Annotated in this window: 28 protein-coding genes; 4 read left to right on the plus strand and 24 right to left on the minus strand. The window is 41.3% G+C overall.

The features are described 5' to 3' along the window. Positions 1 to 95 precede the first annotated feature (95 nt). The 11 genes from PH210_RS25715 to PH210_RS25765 form a co-directional block, all read right to left on the minus strand. Positions 96 to 947 carry a Cof-type HAD-IIB family hydrolase gene (locus PH210_RS25715; RefSeq protein WP_289989218.1) on the minus strand — a complete coding sequence of 284 codons (852 nt, stop codon included), beginning with the start codon at positions 945 to 947 and terminating at the stop codon, positions 96 to 98. Between the two features lie 271 nt (positions 948 to 1,218). Further along, positions 1,219 to 2,115: an acetamidase/formamidase family protein gene (locus PH210_RS25720; protein ID WP_289989219.1), complete on the minus strand. Its 897-nt coding sequence runs from the start codon at positions 2,113 to 2,115 to the stop codon at positions 1,219 to 1,221. A gap of 21 nt (positions 2,116 to 2,136) precedes the next feature. Continuing rightward, complete coding sequence (locus PH210_RS25725) at positions 2,137 to 2,664, minus strand: chromate transporter (protein WP_289989270.1); 528 nt, start codon at positions 2,662 to 2,664, stop codon at positions 2,137 to 2,139. Beyond that, positions 2,664 to 3,239, minus strand: coding sequence for a chromate transporter (locus PH210_RS25730; RefSeq protein WP_223593998.1), 576 nt, complete (start codon positions 3,237 to 3,239; stop codon positions 2,664 to 2,666). Before PH210_RS25730 ends, PH210_RS25725 begins: the two co-directional genes overlap by 1 nt. Positions 3,240 to 3,264: 25 nt before the next feature. Further along, on the minus strand, positions 3,265 to 4,875 hold the full coding sequence (locus tag PH210_RS25735; RefSeq protein WP_289989220.1) for a gamma-glutamyltransferase family protein: 1,611 nt from the start codon (positions 4,873 to 4,875) through the stop codon (positions 3,265 to 3,267). A 162-nt stretch (positions 4,876 to 5,037) separates the two neighbouring features. Further along, on the minus strand, positions 5,038 to 6,030 hold the full coding sequence (locus tag PH210_RS25740; RefSeq protein ID WP_289989221.1) for an ABC transporter ATP-binding protein: 993 nt from the start codon (positions 6,028 to 6,030) through the stop codon (positions 5,038 to 5,040). Continuing rightward, positions 5,987 to 7,018: an ABC transporter ATP-binding protein gene (locus PH210_RS25745; RefSeq protein ID WP_289989222.1), complete on the minus strand. Its 1,032-nt coding sequence runs from the start codon at positions 7,016 to 7,018 to the stop codon at positions 5,987 to 5,989. The genes PH210_RS25740 and PH210_RS25745 overlap by 44 nt, the downstream gene beginning before the upstream one ends. Next, a complete protein-coding gene (locus tag PH210_RS25750; RefSeq protein WP_289989223.1) occupies positions 7,015 to 7,671 on the minus strand; it encodes a DUF1028 domain-containing protein in 657 nt (218 codons plus the stop codon). The genes PH210_RS25745 and PH210_RS25750 overlap by 4 nt, the downstream gene beginning before the upstream one ends. A 10-nt stretch (positions 7,672 to 7,681) precedes the next feature. Further along, a complete protein-coding gene (locus PH210_RS25755) occupies positions 7,682 to 8,575 on the minus strand; it encodes an ABC transporter permease (RefSeq protein WP_289989224.1) in 894 nt (297 codons plus the stop codon). Then, positions 8,572 to 9,525: an ABC transporter permease gene (locus PH210_RS25760; protein WP_223593986.1), complete on the minus strand. Its 954-nt coding sequence runs from the start codon at positions 9,523 to 9,525 to the stop codon at positions 8,572 to 8,574. The genes PH210_RS25755 and PH210_RS25760 overlap by 4 nt, the downstream gene beginning before the upstream one ends. A gap of 85 nt (positions 9,526 to 9,610) precedes the next feature. Continuing rightward, on the minus strand, positions 9,611 to 11,179 hold the full coding sequence (locus tag PH210_RS25765) for an ABC transporter substrate-binding protein (RefSeq protein ID WP_289989225.1): 1,569 nt from the start codon (positions 11,177 to 11,179) through the stop codon (positions 9,611 to 9,613). Between the two features lie 271 nt (positions 11,180 to 11,450). On the opposite strand from PH210_RS25765, the gene PH210_RS25770 reads away from it, so the two are divergent. Further along, a complete protein-coding gene (locus tag PH210_RS25770) occupies positions 11,451 to 11,900 on the plus strand; it encodes an Lrp/AsnC family transcriptional regulator (protein WP_289989226.1) in 450 nt (149 codons plus the stop codon). Positions 11,901 to 12,119: 219 nt separating this feature from the next. On the opposite strand, the gene PH210_RS25775 is transcribed toward PH210_RS25770, so the two are convergent. The 9 genes from PH210_RS25775 to PH210_RS25815 all read right to left on the minus strand — a co-directional run bounded on the left by PH210_RS25775 (position 12,120) and on the right by PH210_RS25815 (position 21,109). Then, on the minus strand, positions 12,120 to 12,551 hold the full coding sequence (locus tag PH210_RS25775; protein WP_289989227.1) for a hypothetical protein: 432 nt from the start codon (positions 12,549 to 12,551) through the stop codon (positions 12,120 to 12,122). A gap of 188 nt (positions 12,552 to 12,739) precedes the next feature. Continuing rightward, positions 12,740 to 13,015 carry an amidohydrolase family protein gene (locus PH210_RS25780; RefSeq protein ID WP_289989228.1) on the minus strand — a complete coding sequence of 92 codons (276 nt, stop codon included), beginning with the start codon at positions 13,013 to 13,015 and terminating at the stop codon, positions 12,740 to 12,742. An 835-nt stretch (positions 13,016 to 13,850) separates the two neighbouring features. Next, positions 13,851 to 14,345 carry a VanZ family protein gene (locus tag PH210_RS25785; protein WP_289989271.1) on the minus strand — a complete coding sequence of 165 codons (495 nt, stop codon included), beginning with the start codon at positions 14,343 to 14,345 and terminating at the stop codon, positions 13,851 to 13,853. 141 nt (positions 14,346 to 14,486) lie between these two features. After that, a complete protein-coding gene (locus PH210_RS25790) occupies positions 14,487 to 15,293 on the minus strand; it encodes a prohibitin family protein (RefSeq protein ID WP_289989229.1) in 807 nt (268 codons plus the stop codon). A gap of 187 nt (positions 15,294 to 15,480) precedes the next feature. Next, complete coding sequence (locus PH210_RS25795) at positions 15,481 to 16,488, minus strand: DUF3231 family protein (RefSeq protein WP_289989230.1); 1,008 nt, start codon at positions 16,486 to 16,488, stop codon at positions 15,481 to 15,483. A gap of 262 nt (positions 16,489 to 16,750) precedes the next feature. Then, positions 16,751 to 17,485, minus strand: coding sequence for a ZIP family metal transporter (locus PH210_RS25800; protein WP_289989231.1), 735 nt, complete (start codon positions 17,483 to 17,485; stop codon positions 16,751 to 16,753). A 439-nt stretch (positions 17,486 to 17,924) separates the two neighbouring features. Then, complete coding sequence (locus PH210_RS25805; protein ID WP_289989232.1) at positions 17,925 to 20,057, minus strand: heavy metal translocating P-type ATPase; 2,133 nt, start codon at positions 20,055 to 20,057, stop codon at positions 17,925 to 17,927. Continuing rightward, positions 20,050 to 20,418 (minus strand): ArsR/SmtB family transcription factor, encoded by a 369-nt coding sequence (locus tag PH210_RS25810; RefSeq protein WP_289989233.1) that lies wholly within the window; start codon positions 20,416 to 20,418, stop codon positions 20,050 to 20,052. The genes PH210_RS25805 and PH210_RS25810 overlap by 8 nt, the downstream gene beginning before the upstream one ends. A 244-nt stretch (positions 20,419 to 20,662) precedes the next feature. Continuing rightward, a complete protein-coding gene (locus PH210_RS25815) occupies positions 20,663 to 21,109 on the minus strand; it encodes an ArsI/CadI family heavy metal resistance metalloenzyme (RefSeq protein ID WP_289989234.1) in 447 nt (148 codons plus the stop codon). A 178-nt stretch (positions 21,110 to 21,287) separates the two neighbouring features. Here PH210_RS25815 and PH210_RS25820 point away from each other — a divergent pair, with 178 nt between their 5' ends. Beyond that, positions 21,288 to 21,614, plus strand: coding sequence for an ArsR/SmtB family transcription factor (locus PH210_RS25820; protein WP_289989235.1), 327 nt, complete (start codon positions 21,288 to 21,290; stop codon positions 21,612 to 21,614). A 73-nt stretch (positions 21,615 to 21,687) separates the two neighbouring features. Continuing rightward, a complete protein-coding gene (locus PH210_RS25825; RefSeq protein ID WP_289989236.1) occupies positions 21,688 to 21,855 on the plus strand; it encodes a hypothetical protein in 168 nt (55 codons plus the stop codon). A gap of 387 nt (positions 21,856 to 22,242) precedes the next feature. Here the strand turns inward: PH210_RS25825 and arsC are convergent, their stop codons facing one another. The 4 genes from arsC to PH210_RS25845 form a co-directional block, all read right to left on the minus strand. Further along, positions 22,243 to 22,662 carry an arsenate reductase (thioredoxin) gene (arsC, locus tag PH210_RS25830; RefSeq protein WP_289989237.1) on the minus strand — a complete coding sequence of 140 codons (420 nt, stop codon included), beginning with the start codon at positions 22,660 to 22,662 and terminating at the stop codon, positions 22,243 to 22,245. Positions 22,663 to 22,675: 13 nt separating this feature from the next. Further along, entirely contained in the window at positions 22,676 to 23,317 is a 642-nt protein-coding gene (locus PH210_RS25835) for an aquaporin (RefSeq protein ID WP_289989238.1), read from the minus strand. A 21-nt stretch (positions 23,318 to 23,338) separates the two neighbouring features. After that, the gene (locus PH210_RS25840) at positions 23,339 to 23,686 is read right to left on the minus strand and encodes an ArsR/SmtB family transcription factor (RefSeq protein ID WP_289989239.1); all 348 of its coding nucleotides are present in this window, start codon (positions 23,684 to 23,686) and stop codon (positions 23,339 to 23,341) included. Positions 23,687 to 23,875: 189 nt separating this feature from the next. Beyond that, complete coding sequence (locus tag PH210_RS25845; protein ID WP_289989240.1) at positions 23,876 to 24,754, minus strand: DMT family transporter; 879 nt, start codon at positions 24,752 to 24,754, stop codon at positions 23,876 to 23,878. A gap of 116 nt (positions 24,755 to 24,870) precedes the next feature. Between PH210_RS25845 and PH210_RS25850 the strand changes: the two genes are divergently transcribed. Then, the gene (locus PH210_RS25850) at positions 24,871 to 25,740 is read left to right on the plus strand and encodes a LysR family transcriptional regulator (protein WP_289989241.1); all 870 of its coding nucleotides are present in this window, start codon (positions 24,871 to 24,873) and stop codon (positions 25,738 to 25,740) included. Positions 25,741 to 25,774 lie beyond the last annotated feature (34 nt).

Consider the following 25,774-nt stretch of genomic DNA (forward strand, 5'->3'; position numbering starts at 1 on the left):
CTAAGATGTAAGCGATTACCTGTACCTTTATTATATCCTCTTTGAAACTACATTTCAATATTTTTATAAAAATATTGAAATGTTATTTTAAAATCTTATTCTAATAAATAACGGCGAATCGCCTGGGCAACTCCCGCTTCATTATTTCCCCCGGTTACCTGATCCGCCAATTGTTTCACTTTTTCCGGCGCATTTCCCATGGCAATTCCCAGGCCAGCAGCTTTAAGCATGAGCGTGTCGTTATAATTATCCCCGATTGCTGCGGTTTGCGAGATAGGAATCCCGAGTTTTTCGGCGAGTTTGACCAGCGCGGATGCCTTCGTCACACCACTCGGGGTAATTTCTAAATTAAGAAAATCGAAACTGCTGCTGATTTCCATGTCGACAATTTGTTTGGAAAAATCATCGAGCCTGTCTTGATCATCAAAGACAGCAATTTTAGTTATGCCTGGTGTTTGTTCCTTCAGGTATTGGTAAATATTATCAATCACCTTCACCTGGCACCGCTGCCGGAATTGCTCGCAGTTTTGCCGGCTGCCCCCTGAATTTTCAAGAGTAGGAATGTTATTTTCAATCCATCTTTCGTTCCATTTATTCACTTGCGGAACCAGGAGCGTATCCCCTTCATAAAAATGCGCATAAATGCCCTCTGCCTCACACAGTTCCCAAAAGTTGATTAGCGATTCTATGGAAAAAATGGATTGATCACTGATTTCTCCGTTCTCATCCATGAGGATCGCCCCATTATAAGCAATAATCGGCTCACCCTTAAGGCCGATGGTACTGGCAATCCATTTGGTTGAAAGCGGCGTGCGGCCGCTGCAAATCACGACTCTTCCGCCTCTTTGGCGATAATCCTGGATCGCCTCGATCGTCTCGATAGCAATTTCCTTTTGATCGTTTAATAATGTCCCATCTAAGTCCGTTGCCAATAGGCGATACTTCATTTTTATTTCCCCTTCGTCATATATTTTAGTATTATTATATTTTTTATGGAATTTTATTTCAAAATAGAAGTTGGATGGAGGGGTGCATGGCTCTTTAGAAATGATTGGGCATTTTTTGGAGTGGTTTGGACATTTTTTGAGCTGCTTTGGACAAATTTACATGCACATTGGACATTTTATGCGGTTCTTTGGACATTTATTTAGGTTGTTTGGACACTTTAACAATAATTGGAAAAATAATAACAAAAAACCGAAGGAATACCCCCTCGGTTTAAAAAATTCCAGACCCATACTTCCCTAAAACCCACTTTGGAAAAAGAAACCGTGCTGTAACCAGCGGGTCTACCACCTGGCAGATTTGTGTCTGGCCAACGGCACTGCACAACATATTGATTTGATTAAAAGAAAGATCAATCCGCTCCTCCAAAAAGGCAACCATGTCTTCCACTGAGCGCTTAACCGCCAGATCCAGCGTCTCCTCAGAGGCAATCGTACTAATAAATTCTTCCGATTCCAAAATCGGATTTTCAATACTAAAGCCTTTAATGACCTTTAAAGTGACAGTTACCTTGGCAGCAATTTCAATTCCCGTCACGCCAATTTCTCCGTCCCCCATAGCAGCATGCAAATCGCCGAGCGCAAACAGCGCACCATCTGCATGAACCGGAAAATAAAGGGTAGCCCCTGTGGTAATCATTTTATTATCCATATTGCCGCCATGAGAACCTGGCGTCCCGCACGAAACAGCTCCATCCTTCGGCGCCACCCCGATTACCCCAATCATCGGGTTTAAAGGGAATTCAATTTTATCATTAAAAACCGCTTTGCCGTCCCGAATCGGGATGAGCTTCGCTTCGAATTCTTCAATACAATCACCAAGTACCCCCATACCAGGACTGACCGCCATTACCCCTTGTTCCGCAAGCTCGATCTCATCAATCGTAACAGCAAGAATATCTCCAGCCACAGCGCCGTTTACAAAAATAGGGCCGGTCGCTGGATTGACCTTATCCCAATCCATCGCATGATAAGAAACATCCTCTGAAACGATTTGGTTCTCAAAACAGTCACAGGTCTCGATGACAACCTGTGTGCCGGAATCCACCTGTAAAACCGGTTTGTTTTCCTTACTAAACGCATAAATCAAATTGGACTGATTGACAAACATGCATTTATCCTCCCACACTCTTTATAAAAACAGCGCCCCATAAGCTAATGAGCCCATAATCACGTATGCAGGGTGCACCTTAAATTTTTCCAAAAGCAAAAAGCTCGCTGCAATTAAGAAGACCGTTTGGAGCACACCAGAATTATGGTAGGACGTGAAGAAAAAGTTAAACGTCATCACACCTAGCAGAACCGCAATCGTTGGGCGGATATAGGTCGTCATCCGCTTCACCCGCGGTGATTCCTTATACTTATATAATATACCTAACAGAACAATCATTAAGAACAGCGAAGGGGCAACCGTCGCAAACACCCCTACCACCGAACCGATGACTCCGCCCACTTCATAGCCAATATAACCGGCCATTTTCGTTGCAATTGGTCCCGGCAGGGCATTACCGAGCGCCAATACTTCACTAAACTCCTGAACCGTCATCCAGCCGTAGTGGCCGACAACTTCATTTTCGACAAGCGGGATCGAAGAAGGACCGCCGCCATAACCGACGATTCCCGGTATGAAAAAGGCAAGGAAAATATGCCAATATAACATCATCCCACCCCTCTTTCCACATTTTTTTCCGCAGCCTTAGGGGCCTTATCCTTTTTAACAAGAGCAAATATTAATATCGCTGCAATCAGGATCCCTGGATGGATCCCTAAAACCTGTAATAATAGCAAGCTGCCAATAACAACTAAACCGGCTTTTATTTTTCCAAGCGTTTGGTACGATTTCTTGAAAAAATCCCAGGTTAACGTGGCCATCATCACACCTACAACTGGAACAACAGCCTTCGTCATTCCCGCCACCCATGGCAGGTCCTTCACAGAGGACAAGGAGGTAAGCAAGATGATCATGAGTAAAATGGTTGGGAGAATCGAAGACAGGATGGCATTGATCATTCCCAAATATCCTCCAACCCGGTAACCGATATATCCTGCCATTTTGGTATTAATCGGACCAGGCAGCGTATTCCCTAACGCTAACACATCTGCAAATTCATCATCATTCATCCACTTAAACCGCTCGACCACCTCTTTATGAACGAGCGGGATGGAAGAAGGCCCTCCCCCGTAGCCTAAGATTCCAGAACGAAAAAATGCAATACTGATATCAAGCTGTTTCATTATTTATTCAACACCTTTTTTGGATTTACCAGGCCGCAATCGTACCGTCCGTTCTCGATTCTGTTCCGCCTGAAAGCACACCTGTACTTGGGTCGCGCCAAATGATCTGTCCTCTTCCGAATGGACCGCCTTCTAGAGCAATTTCGATCTCATGCCCTTTTCTTGCCAGTGCTTGTGCAATATGGGTAGGGAAGGTGTTTTCAACGAGAATTTTCTTGCCCTCCATCCATTGCCATCTTGGCGAATCCAAGGCGGCTTGCGGATTTAAATGGAAATCAATCGTGTTCATAATGACTTGAGCATGCCCCTGCGGCTGCATATATCCACCCATGACACCAAATGGTCCAACCGCTTCATTATCCTTCGTTAAGAAACCTGGAATAATTGTATGGTACGTCCGTTTACCCGGCTCAAGACGGTTTTCGTGCGAAGAATCCAACGAGAAATCGGCGCCGCGGTTTTGCAGGGCAATGCCTGTTCCCGGAACCACGATTCCCGAGCCAAAGCCCATATAGTTACTTTGGATAAACGAAACCATATTGCCTTCGCCATCGGCTGTTGCTAAATAAACAGTACCGCCTTTTGGAGGAGTTCCTGGTTCAGGCGTCAGCGCTAAATCCCCGATCAAACTTCTTCTTGCAGCCGCAAATTCTTCCGATAATAATTGCTCGGATGTTACTGACATTTTGTCTGGGTCTGTCACATACTTCTTGGCATCAGCAAAGGCTAGTTTCATCGCTTCCATTTGTTTATGATAGGTTTCCACAGATTCTTTTTCCGCGATATCATAGCCTTTTAGGATGTTAAGCGCCATCAGGGCAACAATCCCTTGGCCGTTTGGCGGAATCTCCCAGACATCGTAGCCTTTGTAATTCACTTTAATCGGCTGGACCCACTGAGGCTTATAAGCCGCTAAATCCTCTTTCGAAAGGAAACCGCCGTGCTGCTTAGAAAATTCGTCAATTTTCTCCGCTAATTCGCCGCGGTAAAAGCTTTCAGCCTTCGTTTCCGCAATGGCGCGCAGTGTGCTTGCGTGGCCTTCCGATTTCCAAATCTCCCCGATTTGCGGTGCCTTGCCATCTGGAGCAAAGGTTTCGAACCAGCCTTTATACTCATCACCCGTAAACAAATCTTTAAATCTATTAAAAGCAGAGTTCCAGTACTTTCCTAATACAGGGGAAAGCGGGTATCCCTTTTCGGCATATTCAATGGCAGGCTGGAGAACCTCGGTTAATGGCAGCTTGCCAAATCGTCTTGAGAGTTCTGCCCATGCTCCCGGTACACCCGGAACCGTTACAGGCACAAGGCCAAACGTTGGCATTTTTTCATGTCCCTTTTCCTTTACGGCTTCAATCGAAATGCTTTTTGGTGCTGGGCCGCTTGAATTCAAGCCGTGAAGCTCGCCTTTTGTCCAGACTAACGCAAACGCATCGCCGCCAATCCCATTGGAGGTCGGCTCTACCACTGTTAAGCAGGCAGCTGTGGCAATTGCCGCATCAATGGCATTTCCGCCCTTCTTTAAAATATCGAGGCCGGCTTGTGCAGCTAACGGCTGAGAAGTGGCGACCATTCCATTCCGGGCGATGGTGGCTGTTCGTTGGGATGGATACGGATAATTTAAGTAATCAAATTTCATGATGTTCCCCTCTCAATCATATCGTATGTTAAGTAGTTTATTTAATTTCCTTTTGTAAACAATTTTATCTTATTTGCCTTACAAATGAAATATACCTTTTTGTAAAATATATGTTATTTTAACGAAAACGTCCTTACCATTACCGGTAAGGACCCATCCGATTTATGCAAAATGACAAGCAACAAAATGATTCTCGCTTACTTCATTAAAGGCCGGTTCCTCTGTTCGGCATTTATCTGTTGCTAATGGACATCTTGTATGAAAACGGCAGCCACTTGGAACATTGATCGGACTTGGAACATCCCCAGTCAAAATGACTCTCTCACGTTTCTTTTCCTCCTTCGTCGAAGGAATCGCTGAAAGCAAGGCTCTCGTATACGGATGAAGCGGATTGTCATACAAATCCTTTTTATCTGCTAACTCTACCATTTTCCCCAAATACATGACAGCAACCCGGTCGCTGACATGCTTGACGACGCTCAAATCATGGGAAATGAACAAGTAGGTCAACTGGTGTTCCTTTTTTAAACGCTGCAGGAGATTCAGAATTTGCGATTGAACCGATACATCCAGCGCGGATACGGCTTCATCGCAAACGATTAATTTCGGATTCGTACACAACGCGCGCGCGATACTGACCCGCTGGCGCTGCCCGCCGGAAAATTCATGCGGAAAGCGGTGATAATACTGTTCGTTTAAGCCAACCTCTACCAGCAAGCGGCAGACATAATCGTACAAATCCTTTTTCGGAACAATCTTATGTGTCTCCACGATTTCCGATAACATGGCCCCTACAGTCATACGCGGATTTAGCGAACCGTATGGGTCCTGAAAAACAATCTGCAGGTCCTTCCGGTGAGCCCGCAATTCTTTTTTCGGAGCCTGTGTAATGTCATTTCCTTCATAGATAATTCTTCCAGAGGAAGGTTCATGGAGCCTTAGGATGGCTCGTCCCATGGTCGATTTCCCGCAGCCGGACTCTCCGACAATCCCTAAGGTTTCTCCCTTTTTCAATGAGAAGGTGATGCCATCTAAGGCTTTAACCACCTGTTTTTCTTTTGAAAAAAATCCTTGGTCGCCTACAGGAAAGTGTTTTTTTAAATCTTGGACCTCAAGAAGATTTTGCTGCTGCGATTTCTCTAATTGAAGACTCATGCCCTTCACCTTCCCATTTATCAGTGTATTTCCAGCAGCTTACCGAATGCTGCCCATCAATCGAAGTAATTCCCGGTGCGTTCATTTCGCAAATTTCCTTTGCATGTGAACAGCGGTCAAAAAAACGGCATCCCGCAGGCATGGCGTCTGGAGATGGAACAGAACCTTTTATCACAAAAAGCTCTTCAACCTCTTCCTCCGAATCCACATCAGGTATACATTTCATCAGACCTTGCGTATAAGGGTGGGACGGATTGTTAAAAATGGCATCCCTGCTGCCATATTCGACCGCTTTTCCTGCATACATCACAAGGACGGTATCGGCCATTTCAGATACAACCGCTAAATCATGGGTGATCATAATAATTCCCATGTCCAGGTCGATTTGCAATTTCTTCATTAGGTCTAAAATCTGCGCCTGAATCGTCACATCAAGCGCTGTCGTTGGTTCATCGGCAATCAGGAGCTCCGGGTTACAGCTTAAGGCAATCGCAATCATCACCCGCTGTCTCATCCCGCCGCTCAATTCATGCGGATACGCATCGATGCGTTTTTCCGGCGAAGGAATCCCTACAAGCCGAAGCATGTCAATCGCTTTTTCACGCGCTTCTTTTTTATTGAGGTTTTGGTGAAGAGTAATTGTTTCGGCTATTTGCTTGCCGACCGTCTGTACTGGATTTAAGGAAGTCATCGGTTCCTGGAAAATCATCGAGATCTGATTTCCGCGAATCTTACTCATTTGCTTCATGGACTTATTCGTTAAATCGTCACCCTTCAACAGGATTTCTCCTTCGATTTTTCCTGTTTTCGGAAGCAGCCCCATGACAGAAAGGGAGGTCATACTTTTTCCACAGCCGGATTCGCCGACAATACACAAGGTTTTTCCCTTTTCCACCTGAAACGATAAACCGGCTACAATGTTTGTTGTTTTCTTTTTCCCGACAAAACTTACCTTTAAGTCTTTAACCTCTAACAACGTTTGCGTCATAATCTTGACCCCTCCTTTCTTTTTACTAGATTTACCGTGTATGGAAAAAGATTTTCCTGGCATTTTTCATAGACACGAATCAATTCTTTAACGGGATCAGCATGTTCATCGACACGGATGTCTACAAGAGGATACTCTTCCTCGTGCACCACATAAAGCGCCGCCGACTGCCTTCCCCGTTTGTCACCGCCAGCTTCCTGGCCGCTGCTTAAGGCCGCCATTAGCCGCTCTGGTAAACTTACATTCTCTAATCCTTGAAAAGTTTCAAACATCGCTTCTAAAGTTTCCGGTCCGGTCAGCATGTTCCCGGCCACAACAAATTGATCACCAATTAAATGCCCCTGCCACGGAACGGTTTCGGCACCGGTAAAACCGGCCGCATTCCCGTTCTTATCGACGATGGCACACTGTCTTCTTTCACAATGCGGGTCATCTTTCGTAAGCCGCTCTATGATTTCATCAACGGATAGCCCTTCAGCCAAAAGCTTCAACCCATCAATTCCGTAAAACGGATTGACCAGGGCCTGGGTCGCAACCGCGCCAACGCCTGCTTTTACATAAGGAACTAAGGAGCCGACCGCCGGTCTTGCCGTCGAAACAGCAACCCCTAACATCCCCGTTTTCTCACATCGTGCTGTAATTGAAAAAGTCATGTTATTCCCCTCACTTCAGCTTTGGATCTAACGCATCGCGCAGGCCATCACCAAATAAGTTGATCGATAAAACGGTTAAAAAGATGAATAATCCCGGAAACAAGGAAATCCACGGTGCATCTTTCAGATATCCCTGACCCATTGACAGCATCGCACCCCAGCTTGGTGTTGGCGGCTGCGTGCCCAATCCTAAATAACTTAATGAAGCTTCAGAAATAATCGCCGCTGCAATCGATAAGGTCGCTTGTACTAGAATAGGAGGCAGACAGTTCGGAAAAATATGACGGAACATAATTTTCACATCGCTGATACCGGAAGCCTTCGCAGCCGTCACATATTCGCGCTCCCGCTGACTCAACACTTCGCCCCTGACAAGTCGGATAAAGTTCGGTGTAAAAATGATCCCAATCGCAATCATTGCATTTTGCAAGCCGGCTCCAAGCACCGCAGCCAAAGAAAGAGCCAAGACTAGCGGCGGGAACGAAAGCAAGGCATCGGTAAAACGCATAACCACAAATTCATCCAATACGCCTCGGTAATAACCTGAGAAAAGACCAATCGGAATCCCAAGCAAGAGTGCAATTCCTACAGAAATGATACCAGCCTGAATGGAAACCCTTGCTCCATAAATAATTCTGCTGAATATATCGCGGCCAAGTTCATCCGTACCCATGATATTGGAAGCACTTGGGCTTTGCAGGAATTTCGCATAATCCTGATGGCTCGGGCTAAATGGTGCGACCATTGGCGCGAATACAGCCATCAAGATTAATAACAGAGTAAATACGCCGCCTGCCACCGCTAATTTATTTTGGAAAAAACGAGCACTCATTTCCTTCATTCGCCGTTTTTTCGGACTTTCAACTTTTGGTAAAACTTGCTCTAACTTTGCTTCCATCGTCATTGTCCTCCTGTTAGCTTAATTCTCGGATCAAGAATGGAATAAAGAATATCAATTAAAAAGTTTACGATCACAACCGCAATCGCCATAAATAAGACGGCTCCTTGAACCACTGGGAAATCTCTTGTTAAAATCGCATCGACCACCAAGCGGCCAAGACCCGGAACGGCAAAAATGGTTTCGGTAATAACGGCTCCTCCCAAGAAGGTGGCTAATTGCAAACCGCTGACCGTTACAACGGGAATCAATGCATTTTTTAAGGCATGTCCTAGGACAACACCCTTTTCAAGAACCCCTTTTGCGTAAGCTGTCCTGATATAGTCAGCTTGCAAAACTTCCAGCATGCTCGAGCGCAGCATTCTCGTAATTTCCGCACTCAATCGGACTCCGACCGCCAGCGCTGGCAAAATCATTAATGAAATACTTTTTCCAAAATTCACCCATGGCTCTACATACCCGGATGGAGCAAACCAGCCTAATGAAATGGAAAAAATGAAAATAAGCAAAATTCCTAAGAAAAATGGGGGAATCGAAACCCCTGATAACGCAAACGTTGTGCCGAAGTAATCAAAAATCGTTCCTTTTCGAGTAGCTGAGATAATTCCGGCTGGAATCGCGATCACCATGGCAATAAAAAACGACATAACCGAAAGCTGAATCGTTACCGGCAGTTTCTGAAGCAGCACGTTCAGAACCGGTGTATTATCTTTGACGGAGTAGCCTAGATTACCTTGAAGAACATTCGTTACCCAATGGATGTATTGTAAATAAAGCGGATCATTCAAGCCCATTTTTTCACGCAAGGCATTGAGAGCTTCTTTCGTTGCCTCTTGGCCTAAAATCATTCTAGCTGGGTCACCTGGTGTGAGATGGACTAATGAAAAGACAATAATACTGACTAAAAAAAGAATCACGACCATAAGACCTAATCTTCGAATTAAAAACTTGACCACGTATGTCCCTCCCTTTCTCAGACTCTATCGATGATAATGAAAGACATCGGCTTGGAGAATCCTCCAAGCCGACGCAAGCATTTGCTTATTTAAATGAAACGTCTTGGAAGCGCATCATGGTGTCTGGGATGTGCTTGTAACCTTGTAAATTATTTTTATATGCTTTGTAATCTAGTTCGTGATATAGGAAGATGTAAGGTACTTCTTCTTGTCCAAGCTTTGCTGCTTGTGAATAAATCTCTTTACGTTTCGCTTGATCGGTTTCAACACGGGCTGCTTCTAATAGCTGGTCCATTTTCGGATTGGAATAACCGTAGTTAATGGAACCAGTAGTATGGTAAAGAGCAAAAATATTACCGTCTGGATCGGTTCTTCCGCTCCAGCCTAAACGGACTGCATCAAATTTATAGTTATCCATGTTATCTAACATCGTTCCAAATTCAACTAATTCAAGCTTTACTTTAATTCCTGCCTCCGCAGCCATGGATTGAATCATTTGACCCATTTGCTGTTCCACTGGTTTCGCAGGAAGCTGAAGAGTAAACGAGAAGCCGCTTGGGAATCCGGCATCCGCCATGATTTTCTTTGCTTTTTCAATGTTTTGTTTTGTTGGTTTTAACGTTTTGTCAAATGCCCATGAGCTTGGAGGAATCGCTCCCGCTGATGGGACAGCTGTGTTTCGAAGCGCAACCTTAATGATGGCATCGCGGTCGATGACTAAATTTAAAGCTTGACGAAGCGCCTTATTATTAAATGGTGCATTTTTGTTGTTCAAATATAAACCTTGGAATCCTAGTGCTCCTACTTCAGAAAGCTTAAGATTGGAATCCGTTTTGAGCTTTTCAACATCTTTTGGCGGAACCTTGCTGATGATGTCTACATCACCAGATGTTAAGTTCGTTAAACGTACGTTTTCATCCGCATATGGACGGTACGTGATTTTTTCAAATTTCGGAGCTCCGCCCCAGTAATCTGGATTTTTTGCCACTTCGATTTTATCCTGCTTCACTCGTGATACAAATTTGAAAGGACCAGTACCTACTGGTGAATTCGCAAAATCTGCTCCCTTTTCCTTTACGGCTGTAGGAGAAACCATCATGCCAGCACGGTCAGAAAGGGCCGCCAGGAATGGGCTGTATGGCTTTGAAAGCTGTACCTTTAACGTATTTTCGTCTATTACTTCAATACTTTGAACAGAGGATAATTCAGACGCACGAGGTGATCCAGCTTTCGGATCCATCATTCGCTCAAAATTGAATTTTACAGCCTCCGCATTAAACGGTGTGCCATCATGGAACTTTACATTTTTACGTAAGAAGAAAGTATAAGTTTTGGCATCCTGGGAGATTTCCCATTTTTCTGCTAGTGCCGGGACGAAGTTTAACTTCTCATCCACATCAACCAATGTGTCATAAATACTATGGAAAACTTGGCGGTCAACAGCCGCTGTCGAAAAATGCGGATCTAGTTGGGGCGGATCATCATCCAGTCCAACCACCAATTCGGATTTATCATGTTTTAATGCTGCTGTCGTGCTTTCTTTTGTAGTCTCCTTTGCAGCTGAACTGGAAGATTTGCTGTTACTGCCACACCCAGCTAAAAGTAACATAAGACTTAAGAATAGTGCTGATATAACTTTTGCTTTGTTGCTCATTCCCTTTCTCCCCTTTCGCATCACGAAATATCATTCATTTAGCAGAGTTTTATTGAATGACTCCTACGTTATGAAGGAATTTTCCGCTTTTGCATTACATTTTGGTATGTGCTTTATTATAATACAGTGTTTTTTAAAAATCTATATATTATTCTGAAAATATTAAACTTTTTTGCTAGTATAATTATTCTGCTTTATCTTTTATCCGATTGATTATTTATCGCAATCTAGTTAAGATTAGTTTAGGAAAAAAAGGAAATGTGGTGGGCGGATGATACTAGATGAAGTCGATCGAAAAATACTTCAGTTGTTAATTGAAAATGGCAGAATGTCATATGTTGATATAGGAAAAGAATTGAACCTATCCAGAGTCTCCATCCGTGAACGGGTTTCTCAATTAATTGAAAATGGCGTGATTGAAAAATTTACAGTCGTCGTTAATTCCGACAAAGTGGGAAAAGGCGTTTCCGCTTTCTTTGAGGTAGATTGCGAGCCGGCCTCCCTGGTGCGAGTAGCGGAAAACTTAGCGAATAATCCCGTTGTAGCAAGCTGCTACCAGATGACCGGTCCAAGTACCTTACATATGCACGTACTGGTGGAAGACTTTGTACGGCTGGAAAAATTTATTAATGAGGAATTATATAGCTTGGAAGGCATCACACGAGTAGAAAGCCATATTTTATTACGCAGATTTAAAAGCAGGACGGGGTTGAAATTATAAACTTGTCCGGTTTTGGAGGGTTTGTCTATTTTTTAGGCCAGTTTGTCTATTTTTTGCGTGGGTTTGTCTATTTTTCATGGCACTTTGTCTCTTTTTTAAGGGGTTTTGTCTATTTTTTGTGGTGGTTTGTCTATTTTTACAAAAAAAGGTAACAAGAGACATAATAAAACAAAACGAAACCGAGGAGAATTCCTCGGTTTCTGTTTATGACTGGCACCATCAAAACAAATACCAGCTCTGAATAAACAAAGTGGTTAGTAATAGGACACCAACACCAATATGTTCCACATCCGGTATAATGTGATCCTTTATAGAAGGAAGAATTTTATATGTCCTGCTAAAATATTTCTCGTAATCAGCTTTAACCGTCAGCGGAAATCCAAAGAGATAAGGCAGCCACCAAGCGAATAAGTGCATAATCATGATAATGCTTGTTAATGTATACCCAACCCAGTTCGCAATCACATTATCAAAAAAGAAACAAGCTGAAATGATGATAAGAGGCGGATAATTACCTAAAACTTCAAACTTTCTCAGCCGTTTGTCTCGTGAGTGAATATCGTTGAAGGGATATAAATCCAAAAAATCAATGACAATCTGATACAAAAGAAAGACTAATGGCAAGACCCAAGCAAATGTATGCAAACTCATTTTAAGCAACTCCTATTAAAAATTCAGTTCAACATCCGACAAATTTTGAGCGGAAGCGTGCCAATTGGTTCACACCTTTCGAGCTCTATAACGTTTTTTATAGTTCTAATGTAACAAGGTTATAGTAATTTGGAAAGAAAATTTTTCCATCATTTCATAAAAAAAGAGCTGCTTAGAAGCATGCTCATTTACTTTGTTATATTAGAAGAAAAAGCGATTATCCCTTTACAAAAAGTCATCAACACATCCATTGTTTCATCTAAAACTACAATATCGGCATCTTTTCCGACTTCCAAACTTCCTTTTCGATGAAAAAAATTTAACTGCTTAGCGGGATTCACAGAAGCCATAAAGACCATATCCCTTAAAGTGCAGCCCGTAAAACGCATGGTATTTCGAATGGACTCCTTCATCGTTAAAATACTTCCCGCAAGCGTTCCATCCTTCAAGCAGGCTTCGGGCACTCTTGAACTCTCCTCAGTGCCCGAGACCTCTTTTTAAAACTATCACGGGCACTCTGAACTCTCTACAGTTCCCGTGGACTTCTTTTTGAAACTGTCTCGGGCACTCTGAGCTCTCCACAGTGCCCATGATCCTCTTTTTTGAACTGTCTCGGGCACTCTGAGCTCTCCACAGTTCCCGTGGACTTCTTTTTAAAACTGTCTCGGGCACTCTGAGCTCTCTACAGTTCCCGTGGACTTCTTTTTGAAACTGTCTCGGGCACTCTGAGCTCTCCACAGAGCCTGTAGACCTCTTTTTAAAACTGTCTCGGGCACTCTGAACTCTCCTCAGTGCCCGTAGACCTCTTTTTAAAACCATCACAGGCACTCTGATCTCTCCTCAGTCCCCATGATCCTTTTTATGAAACTGTCTCGGGCACTCTGATCTCTCCTCAGTGCCCGTAGACCTCTTTTTAAAACCATCACAGGCACTCTGAACTCTCCTCAGTCCCCATGATCCTTTTATGAAACTGTCTCGGGCACTCTGATCTCTCCTCAGTGCCCGTAGACCTCTTTTTAAAACATCACGGGCACTCTGAGCTCTCCACAGTGCCCGTAGACCTCTTTTTAAAACTATCTCGGGTACTCTGAACTCTCCACAGTGCCCATGATCCTCTTTTTTGAACTGTCTCGGGCACTCCGACCTCACCACAGTGCCCGTGGACTTCTTTTTAAAACTGCCTCGGGCACTCTGAGCTCACCACAGTACCCATGATCCTCTTTTCAGAACTGTCACAGACACTCTAAATAAAACACCACCAAAACAAAAAAACCAAGGCTCCCCCTTGGTTTCTTTCAGCTATTTATCTTTAGTCCTGCGGCCGCAAAAAAATTGATTGATAACATAATAGATTCCGATGCCCAATAGAGCTCCCGAACTATCGATGAAAACATCCTTCACCTGCGGCCCCCGGCCTGGTACAAATATTTGGTGTGTTTCATCCGACGCGGCATAGAGGACGCATATCCCCTGAGCAAGGAGCATCATCAAACGGTCTAACTTTCCGCCTCTCCTCAAAGCATGCACCGTCAAAACTGCAAGCATCAAATAAGCAAAGAAATGCGCATTTTTTCTCACCACATGATTGACATTTTCCAAGTTCAAATCTTCTCCCGGCTTCACTTTGTTCACCGTTTCAATCACTTTCTCGGTTACTCCCATACTAAGAGAGTTAGATTCAGTAGCCGGTTGAGCGGACATATGAAATATAAGAAACATCCAAAGGAATACCAATACCCATGGTAATAGGGCTTTGATCCTCTGATTAACAGATACCGTCTTTTCCATTCTCATTTGCAAATTAATTACCCCTAAACGATTAAGATAAAACCTATTCTATCATTTTTTAAAAAAATGTCCTATTAACAGAGCATAATTTCCAGTCAATCCCAAAACTATAAAAAGGAGAAGTGTAAAGAACACTTCTCCATACAACTACTTTTTAGCGCCGGCCCCGCCCAAATCTATAAACGGTGTAGCCCCGCCCGTTACACTTGGCAAATGCCCATCCCATTTTTCCAATGCCTTCTCCTGGACCTCGATTTGCTTCAATTCAATTAACTCAGGTGTCACTTCCTGCTTTTTCAGCTTTAACGCTTCCGCCTCAGCACCGGCCTGCGTGATTTGCTGCTGGGCTTCGATTTTGATTCTTTCTAAATCTCTTTGGGCCTTTAATGCATTTTGTTCAGCGGTTTGTTTCTGTTCAATCGCCTTATTGAATTCCTCGCTAAACGCAAATTCCTTAATATTGATATCTTCCAGTTTCATATAATACTTGGTTAGTTTTTTCGCCAGCATATCCTTCACCTGCGCCGAAACCTCCGGCCGTTTCGAAATCAGCTCTTCTGCAGTGTACTGCGCCGTAATCGCCTTAAGGGATTCGGCAATGGCCGGGTCGACAATTCGGGAGCGATAATCCAAGCCAATTTCTTGATAAAGCTTATTCACGGCCTCTGGATCTACTGAAAAGTTAACAGCCACCTTTGTCGTCACCATTTGCAGATCCTTAGAGGCAGCCGACTGCGAGCTTTCTTCCTTTTGAACCCTGACCTCGACCTCTTGAACAGATTGAAGAAACGGAACCTTAAAGTGAAGCCCTTCTGTTAAAATCGTTGGCTTAACCTCACCCATTTGCAACAGAACTCCCCTATTCCCAGCAGCAACCGTAGTAATCGAAGCAGCAATAAGACCCAAGACAACGACCACGATAATACCAGTAACGACATATCGTGTGTACTTCATGCTTACTCCCCCTCTACAAACGGATCATGCAAAAAGAGTTACATTTAGATAAATTTATGAAAATAGTACCAAATTTATACAATATTTTGTTGTTTGAACCAGTCATTTCTCTTAAGATAAAGAAAAGTAAAAATGAGTTTGGAGCACTTCTCCAAACCCATTTTTGAAACGAAATATTAATTTAAACCTAATTTTCTGCCAACTCCTTCCTATTCGGGGCGTGTGGTGGTTCTTCCATCCATCCCCTTTCTATCAGAATGTCAGCGCCCTCCTTCCCATACTGCAATATTTCAGGAATTAGTTTTGAATATTCAATAGCAAGGTCTATTCGAGCTGATGTAGCTAGTGCATGACCAATATAGGTTATTCCTTGTGTATTGAGTATAGTTACAAGGTTCATGATGAGCTTTTCTGAAAAAGGAGATATAGTAGAAGTTGACACTTCTGAGTTAACCATTATTGTGCCAAGCAGATCATCCTTGATTAAAGTATCGTTTAGGAAATGAATTTGTTTTTGAGCTAAGTCTTTTCCTTTTATCAAAAATTTCTTTATTTGTTCATCTTTCACAACTTGAATAAATCCTGTGAGTAAGACTACCCCAAAATAGTTCCTTTCAATGTTAAAAAATATTTCAGATAGTTCAAGAACATTTAGAGGGCGTTTCTGTTCGAACCATTTGGATAAAAATGTTTCTTTCTTTTTAACAAATTCAACTTTATCGGGATAAGGGATCATTGTTGGGCGATCGTAGATCCCTTTAGAAAGCATTAGATTTACTGAGGTATTATAAAGATCCAATGAGGAAGTTAAACACTTAGAGAAGAAAGATCGAATATCTTCGCGGGCAACATTAGAAATTAGCATACTATAGGACATCAAACCCATACGACTCATCCCGTAAGCGTAGCTAACAGGAAATAAATCGAAAAACAAAGGTGGAGCTGAAAGATCAATGTCTTCATCGGAAAATCCCTTGGGGATAGGGAAATTCTCCTTTTCAAAAATATTCTTGATTTCCTCAATATGTTTCTGTGATATATCTAAGGCTAGTTTAATTATGGGTTTAACATCTTCATTGTTCGACTGTTGTAGGAAATGCTTAGAGAGACAGATATTTAAGCTATCCATAATATAAGTAGCCCATAATCCTGCAATTTCTGTTGATGATAAACCAACATTATGTTTTGTATTCATTGAAGATTATCTCCTCTTAATATTGGATTTTACTAATTTAAGTATTACTCTTACCAATACAACTTATTCTCCCTTTCATATTTGTGTAGAATAAGCGAAAAGGCTCAGTATACGAACTGAGCCATTTTATTATTAATTGTAAAAACAGATAAAAAAAGCAATGCATTTTCGGGTTTCTGCGATAGGAAACGCAACCCGTTAGTAGTTAACGTCTCTTTTTTGGGGGAGGAATTATTTATATTGTTTTTCTTATCTTATAGTCTTATTGATGAGCAGGAAGAATCCGCAAGAAAAAATGAATACCCACAATTCCTAAAATAACAAAGAAAGCGACTTTTGCTTTCGGTAGGTATTTTGATTTTTTCCAAAGAAGTTCATAAAAGGTGACATAACCAATCGTTCCAATTGTCATTCCCATCATGATGGTAGACCACTTTATGGAATCTACTCTCATATTCAGGCCCATAAATATGTTAAGACCGATTACAATGGAGAGGATAAAACAAAAGGTTACAAACCATTTATTTTTCTTTTTTATTAGTGGCATGGATGCCATGATCACCATACCCTCTGGTACATTATGAAGAAAAAAAGCAATCAATAATCCATAGTTCATCATTTGACCTGGTTGTAAGCTCATGCCAAAAGATATTCCAGTTGGAATGCTATGAATCAGCAAAGCAACTAATAAAAGAAAAATGGTATCTGTGTGCTTCGTTTGAAAAGTATTCCTATGTAAGAAAATTTCCATCATAAACATAATAAAGATGCCAATTGAGATTCCTGTAAAGATTCCGATCATCTGAAAATCCCTATATACATCTGGAAGTAATTCAAAAGCAAATAAGCCTACTAGCAATCCTCCGCAAAAAATCTGTAAATACAAGGAGTTTCTTTTTAATAAAAGGGACATGACTTGGATTGAACTTCCCCCTAAAAACATGCCGCTGAAAATAAGGAAAGTGACAAAAGAACTTAACTTTATTTCTTCAATCATTCAAGTCCCCCCTTATAACCATCATATGCGACCAACATTATGCTTAGACGATTCTAAGGTTTTCTAGCTTAATAAAGAGGTTTCATCAGACAAAAAGTAAAAAAGATTCGGCTCGGTGCCGAATCTTTAACAAAAGGGGGTTGGTTAAAAGGGCTTGCAAATTGTCCTAGTTTGCAATAATTATATTACACATAAAATATGAATATCATATGAACAGAGTTTTACAAGATAATAAACGTTTAATAATTTTTCTTCACAGTAAATTCCACTTCATGTGGTGGCGATAACGTTCCCATCACCACTGTGAAATAGAAGACAATTAGTAATATAATGCTTTCTGCTTTTATCCATGGTTTAGGATTAAATCAAAATCCTTTCTCTTTACAACAATTTTTCTGTACATCCCATTAAAAGGCTCCCCATAATGGGAAGCCTCATGTTATTTATCTTTAACTCGAAGAAGCCGTAAACCATTTAGTGTAACGATCAGTGTTGCTCCCATGTCTGCAAAAATTGCGATCCATAATGTAAGCCAGCCTGGAATCACTAATAACAGAGCTAACAGTTTGATTCCAAGTGAGAACGTGATATTTTGTTTGATGATAAATAAGGCTTTTCTACTTAACTTAACCGTAAATGGCAGTTTGCCTAAATCATCAGCCATCAAAGCAATATCTGCAGTTTCGAGAGCCGTATCCGTCCCAGCTCCTCCCATAGCAATACCGACAGTGGATGCTGCTAAAGCCGGAGCATCATTCACACCATCTCCCACCATGGCCACACGTTCGTATTTATTTCTTAAATCTTTAATAAAGGTAAGTTTATCTTGAGGTAAAAGCTCTGCCTGAATATCAGAAACCCCTACCTGATGGCCAATTGCATTAGCAGTCCCTTTATTATCGCCAGTTAACATGATTGTTTTATTAATACCTAACGAGTGAAGTTTCTGGATCACCGATTGGCTGTTTTCTCTCACTTCGTCGGCAACTGCAATCAGAGCTAAAATTTCTGATTCAGAACCAGCTGCCATAACCGTTTTGCCTTTGTTTTGCAGGTCAGAAATGTTCGTTTTAAGATTTGATGGAATTCCGTCAGGTAAAATTTCATCAAACAAATTAGGACTGCCCACATAATACACTTTATCGTTGACTCTACCTTTGATCCCTTTACCTGTAATGGATGAGAAGTCTTCAATAGCAAGGTCTTGATAAGGTAAATTTTCCTGTTCGGCCTTTTTCATGATTGCTGAAGCTAATGGATGCTGCGAACCATTTTCTAAAGCAGCAATAATGCCAAGAAGTTCATTCGCATTTGTATTACTTTGAGGAAGGTAATCCGTGACAACTGGAATTCCCTCCGTTAATGTCCCTGTCTTATCAAAGGCGACCGCTTTAATCGCTCCCATTTCCTCTAAGTGAATTCCACCCTTAATCAATACCCCATTTCGGGCTGCATTACCTATTGCCGTCACAATCGAAACAGGAGTAGAAATGACCAGTGCACAAGGACAGCCTACCACTAAAGCTGCTAGACCTTGATAGATCCATTTACTCCAATCCCCATCAAATAATGGTGGGATTACCGCAACTAATAAAGAAACCAACATGATGACAGGTGTATAATACTTAGCAAAGCGATCGACAAATGCTTGAGATGGAGCTCTTTCTCCTTGAGCTTCTTCGACAAGATGAATGATTTTTGCAATCGTTGTATCGTCTACATGTTTGGTGACTTTAACTTCAAGAAGCCCTTCTTCGTTAAGAGTTCCCGCGAAAACTTCATCATCCATTGTTTTAGAAACAGGGACAGATTCCCCTGTAATCGCAGCTTGATTGACAGACGATAACCCTTTTACAACCGTTCCATCCATGGCAATTTTCTGCCCAGGTTTTACGATTAAAATATCACCGATTCGGATATTATCCACTTCAACGTTAAACTCTTGATTTCCCCGACGAATTAAAGCTTCCTTTGGAGCAATATCCATTAAGGAACGAATGGACTGTCTCGCTTTATCCATCGAGTAAGACTCTAGAACCTCACTAATGGCAAACAAGATGACAACGGTTGCGCCTTCTCCCCACTCCCCGATAATAGCTGCTCCAATGACAGCGATGGTCATCAAGGTTCTCATATCAAAATCTAAACGGAATAAATTTTTCAATCCCGTGGTAAAGAGGCGATAACCACCAATTAAAATAGCAGCTCCATAAGCTAAAATCGAGGATATACTCTCTTCCCCATTCATTTGTGCAGAAAACCATCCAATCAGCAAGAAAACCAATGAAACAATAACATTTGAATGTTTTTTCAAGAAAGGCTCTTTTTTCTCTTCAAAGCGTTGCTTTTCAGGAATGACTTTTATATTTTCAAAAGCGCCTGCTTTTTCTATATCCTGAATGGTTGTTTCACCATAAACCGTCAGTTTAGCAGCCCCGAAGTTAACACTTGCATTAACAACACCATCCAGGTGTTGGACGTTCTTTTCGAACTTTGTCGCACAGCCAGCTCAGGTGAACCCTTGTACACGGAAAACAGTTTTTTCCATTGATTTTTCATTTGCTTCACTCATGAGGTTTCACCTCCTTTTGATGCTCAAAAGCAATTTGGATCAATTGTTTTACATGGTCATCATCTAAGGAATAAAAAACCAATTTGCCTTCTTTTCGATATTTCGCTAATCCTAAATTTCGAAGAAGTCGTAAATGATGAGAGGCAGTTGCCGTTGTACTCCCTACGATGTTGGCCACATCACATACACACAATTCATCTTCCTCCGTTAAAGCATAAGCAATCTTAATCCTAGTGTCGTCGGACAACGCTTTAAATATTTGTGCCACAGACAAAGTATCTTGTTGTGAAATTGATTTTCTTACTCTTTTTACTTTATCTCCATCCACGCAGGTAACTTCACATACATCATCGTGCTTCATGATTTGCTGCACCTCCATAATCAAACGCCTATTTGATTATTAGTATATGAACTACCGTAAAAATGGTCAAATAATTATTTGAATGTTTTTTCAGGATGGCTAAACGAAATAGCCTTATAAATGGCCATATGGATCACTACCAGCTCCTACATCAATCCAGAGGCATAAAAAAAACGCTGAACGATTTCAGCGTTTTCTATTTTATACGATTTGATATTGTTTTAATTACATTTTAAAACGTTAATTAACAACATGAGGAAATTTTAATTTCTACATTTGATGATGGTGTTGTTGCGCAGCAAGTCTTTTCAGAAACCACGGTCTCCACATCACCTTTTGTATAAAAAAACTCCCATTCATTCCCATCAGGATCCGTTACCCAAAATTTATCTTGTGTCGCATAGCAGCAATTAACATCCATCTCTTCACGAGCAAAGAACCCTAATTTCTCTAAACGGTCTTTTTGCTGTAGAACTTCTTCATGATTTTCCACTTGAAAGCCAAAATGTCCGACTTGGTTACCTGAAACCTCATTCTTCAAATTTAAAGTGAAATTGAGACCCGGATTATCAAGTAAAAACTTCGCATAATCCTGTTTTACTTTTATTGGCTCTGAATGAAATACTTTAGAATAAAATTCAATCGACTTATTTAAATTTGTGACATTAATCCCTACATGCATTTTCATCATAATTCCCTCCAATTTTATAAATCAACTTTTTTTGATTTAACAATTTAAGTATATTAGCAATTTTTTCTAATTACAACTCCTTAATCAAAAAAATTTGATTAAAACAATTGACACAAGAAAATATTGGTTATAATATAAATGTATCAAGATTATTTGATTTAAGAAGCAGGTGAACAACGTGAATGAAGAAATCCAATTACAGGACATATCCTTAGAAAAAGTATTTGAAAAATACGAGCTAAAATTCAAAGCAATTGCTGATAAAAAGAGACTACAAATCATGAATATTTTAACTCAAAAGGGTGCAATGTGTGTCTGTGATCTTGCCCCGATGATGGATATGGCCCAATCTAAGCTTTCTTACCACTTAAAGATTTTATTGGATGCCAACATTATCACAAAAGAAACCCGGGGAACCTGGAGTTATTATGAACTGAATCAAGAGGAACTCAATCATCTGTTATCCCATGAACTTTGTTGCCTATTCAAGCCGTCAAGCAGCTAAATTTTTTTAATTGATTCATCAATTTTTTTTGATTAATACATCAATATAATTTGATTAATAGGAGGAATTTAGGATGTTTAATGATTATTTAGTATTTCAGATGATGAAATTACGCCAGGAAGAAATCGAGAGGAAAGCCAACGAAGCTTGGAAATTTTATGACCAAATCGAGGATAAAGAATTAATGATGCACTCAGTCCCTTCGGTGAACCTAGACTGCCAGTGTGCGTGTGCACAGTAATATTATTTCCGGCCACAGAAATTGAAATCTTCTGTGGCCGTTGGTTTATTTAGTATGCTTTCACTAGCAGCATCTTCCAGTATCACCAATCATAGAAATCCCTTTTCCATCCCCGCTGCGATCGAGAATAAGGTCTTCTACGTTTGGTTCAATGATGGGGTCAATGGCAACTTTTACTTCATTAATGGTAACTATGATATCATCTGCTTCTGGCTCATCCAGAGCCAGTCCAATTCGCGGCTGTCCTCAGCCAAAGCCATCAAAAAAGATACGAATGCAATTAACATTTTCTTCTTTGAACATTTGTAAAAACATATCACGAGCATCATCTGTGATTTTCATGTCCAAGTCCTCCTGTCTTTATAATTTCTTCTCATTTTACTCTAATTACTCTCCAGTTACAGCAAAACGCTTTATTCGATCTCCGATTTCGTCACGGACCCGCTGGAAAAATGCCCATTTTTCTTCGTCCGTTCCTTCCGCTTTAGCAGGGTCATCAAATCCCCAATGTTCACGTTTTACGTGAGGTGGAGTGACAGGGCAATGGTCTGCTGCATGTCCACATAAGGTAACCACTAAATCTGCGTTATTTAGAATTTCAGGATCGATAACATCAGATGTTTGTTTTGAAATATCAATACCGGTTTCTTTCATTGCTTTCACGGCATTGGGGTTTAATCCGTGCGCCTCAAGACCAGCACTTTTTACTTCCCACTCATCACCTAAATGCTTTTTAGCCCAACCTTCTGCCATTTGGCTTCGGCAGGAGTTACCTGTACATAAGAAATAGATTGTTTTTTTAGTCATGGTGTATTCTCCTTTATTTTTCGTGAAGTATTTTATAAATCAATGCCGCACAGCCTGCTCCTAAAATAGTTGCTACAATATACAGCCATAAATGCTGAGTTGCTCCCGATACGAGTGCTGGGCCAATGGATCTTGCCGGATTCATTGAGGCGCCGCAAATTGGACCTGCGAACATGGCTTCTAAGCCGACAGTTGCTCCTATAGCAATTGCGGCAAAGGATTTTACAGCTTTCCCATGTACAGCAGAACCGAAAATAACCATCATTAAGAAAAACGTAAGGATAAATTCCAACAAAAAAGATTGTGACCATGATCCGCTTGGCAGGGTGGCACCAAGTGATGCAACATTCCCAAATAAGCACAACAAAGTTGCACTAGCTGCAATCCCTGCCATGATTTGAATCATTATATAATATAATGCTTCCTTCTTAGTTATATCCCCATGTATGAAAAAACCGATAGTAACCGCCGGATTAAAATGGGCACCTGAGAGATGGCCAAAGGTGAAAATCAATGCCGTTACCACCAGCCCAAATGTAAGGGCTACACCCACATGAGTTAGATTTTTAGTAATCGAATCGATGACGACTGCACCCGTTCCAGCAAATACAAGAAAATAGGTTCCTAAGAATTCACTGATTAGCTTTTTTCTCATTTAAGTCTTATCCCCTTGATGTTAACAACCACAACGAAGCGTAGGATTGCTGTTTTCAATCTGTTTGATTTTTTCTGTCTGAACTGGTATATGCTCTAATATATCTTCAATAAGTCCATATAGATCGCTCTGTGAATTCAAGGAATAATAGATCCACTGTCCTCTGCGTTCCTCTTTAACCACCCCTAAATCCTTCAGTTTTCGAAGATGCTGACTGATTGACGGCTGACTCATATCAAACACTTCAAGAAATTCACACACACAGCATTCCCTTTGTTTTAATATAGCTACCATGGTTAAGCGTGTTTTATCGCCTAATAGCTTTAAAACGGTAGCGGCCCTATCTACATAAATTGTTGATTTCAACAAATGAAACACCTCCAATCATATAAGCAAATAACAATTAACTTATATACTATGACTTAGTATTGCTTGTATATTAATATATAGCTATATGCTTATATGTTAATTCGACATTTATTCAATTTCAAGCACTATAATTGTAAAGTTATTGTAAAAAAGGATTGATAACCGTAGTTACCAATCCCTTTTTTTCCCTTATAATTTTATTTCCTTAAGTAAAAGTTGTTTTTTAGATATAGAGTTCGCTATAAAAACACCAGCCAAAATGAGCAAAGCACCTACATACCCTTGCATCCCCATATTTTCATGCAGGAAGAGGAAGGCAAATACGGCTGAAAAAATGGGTTCGAGAGAAAAGAGAAAACCCGTGCTTTCAGGTGTCGTGTACTGCTGCGCAATGGTCTGCATGACAAAGCCATAGGCAGAGGAGATGAGCGCCAAACCAAGCAGAGCAAACCAATGAATCGCTTCATGCGGCAAAACAGGTGTTTCAAAGATAAAAGTCCCGATAGTGGCATAAAGGCAAGAGAATCCAAGCTGATAAATCCCTAGCTGTAAAGCATCAACCTCTCGTGCAAAGAAGTTTGTGACGACAATGTGCACCGCATAAAGGAGGGCGGCAGCCAAGCAATAGAGTGAGCCGTTAGCAAAAGTAAAACCATCCCGAATAGTAAGGAATGCTAAGCCGATCGAAACAACGAGAACTCCCGATATAATTTTATTACTTGGCCTTTTTCGCGTAATAAATGCTTGTAAAATCGGCACTAAGATCACGGTTGTGCTCGTCAAAAAACCTGCAGATGAAGCAGTGGTATTTTTCATACCATACAATAGTGCCAGGAAAATTCCGAATAGCAGAGCGCCGACAATCGCGCTGTATTTCAAGGTTTTAGCGTCGATATGTATCATTTTTTTGAAAAAGATCGCCATCATCACGATAAAGGCAATGCCAAATCGTAAGGCAATGATGGTTAATGGAGATACCGTATCCACACAGAGTTTCATAAAAATATAAGAGGTTCCCCACCCCATCGAAACCGTAACTAAAATCAGGTTTGCCTGTTTTTGTGTCATCTGAGTCAGCCCCAACCTTTCAAGATTGGCTCTATCGTATCACCCGGATTTACATTAGTAAAACGAATATTTATTATAGAACTATTAGAAATACTTATGAAGGGAGGCCCTTGGTGATGAATTCCTATTACGCTTTTATCAAAGCGATCGAAACAGGCAGTTTTACCAAAGCGGCGGAAGAGCTGGGCTATACGCAATCCGCCATTAGCCAAATGGTCCATTCCTTAGAGGAGGAACTTTCTACGACTCTTATTCTCCGTTCTCGGACAGGTATTACCCTGACGCCGGATGGCGAGGAATTTTTGCCTTTTATTAAAAACATTTGTAATTCTCATAGAGAATTGCAGGAAAAGCTTAAAGAGATGGAAGGACTGCACAGCGGACTTATTCGCATTGGCACCTTTTCTAGTGTTTCCTGTCATTGGCTTCCCGGTTTGATGAAAGATTTTAAGAAACAATACCCGGCTGTACAGTTCGAGTTGCATCAAGGGGATTATACGGATATTTTCCATTGGATTAAAGATGGGAGCGTGGACTTTGGCTTTGTGAATCCAAAGGCAGTCTCGAATCTGATGACCATTCCCTTGCAAGAGGATGAAATGCTCGCCGTATTGCCAACCGAACATTCTTTAGCCGCTCATCCCAAAGTCGCCTTAAAGGAATTAACGAATGACCCTTATATCCTTTTAGATGAGGGCGAATTCAGTGAACCATTAACGATCTTTAACCAACATAACTTCCAACCCAATATTCAATACCGTGTATATGATGATTATTCGATCATGTCGATGATCGAACAGGGACTTGGCATTTCCATTTTGCCAAAGCTTGTCTTAAGCAGATGTCCCTATCAGATTGTCACAAAACCCATCTCACCAGCTATTGTACGGACAATCAGCCTGGCATACAAGGACAAAAGAGTTTTGCCGATTGCCAGCAGGTATTTTATCGATTTTATCATCGAGAGGTATAGCAATCCTATATGAAAAGCGTTCCTCAAATAGCAGGAACGCTTTTCAT

Origin of the sequence: Paenibacillus sp. BSR1-1, assembly GCF_030403775.1 — a bacterium.
Classification (GTDB): Bacteria; Bacillota; Bacilli; order Bacillales; family Cytobacillaceae; genus Neobacillus.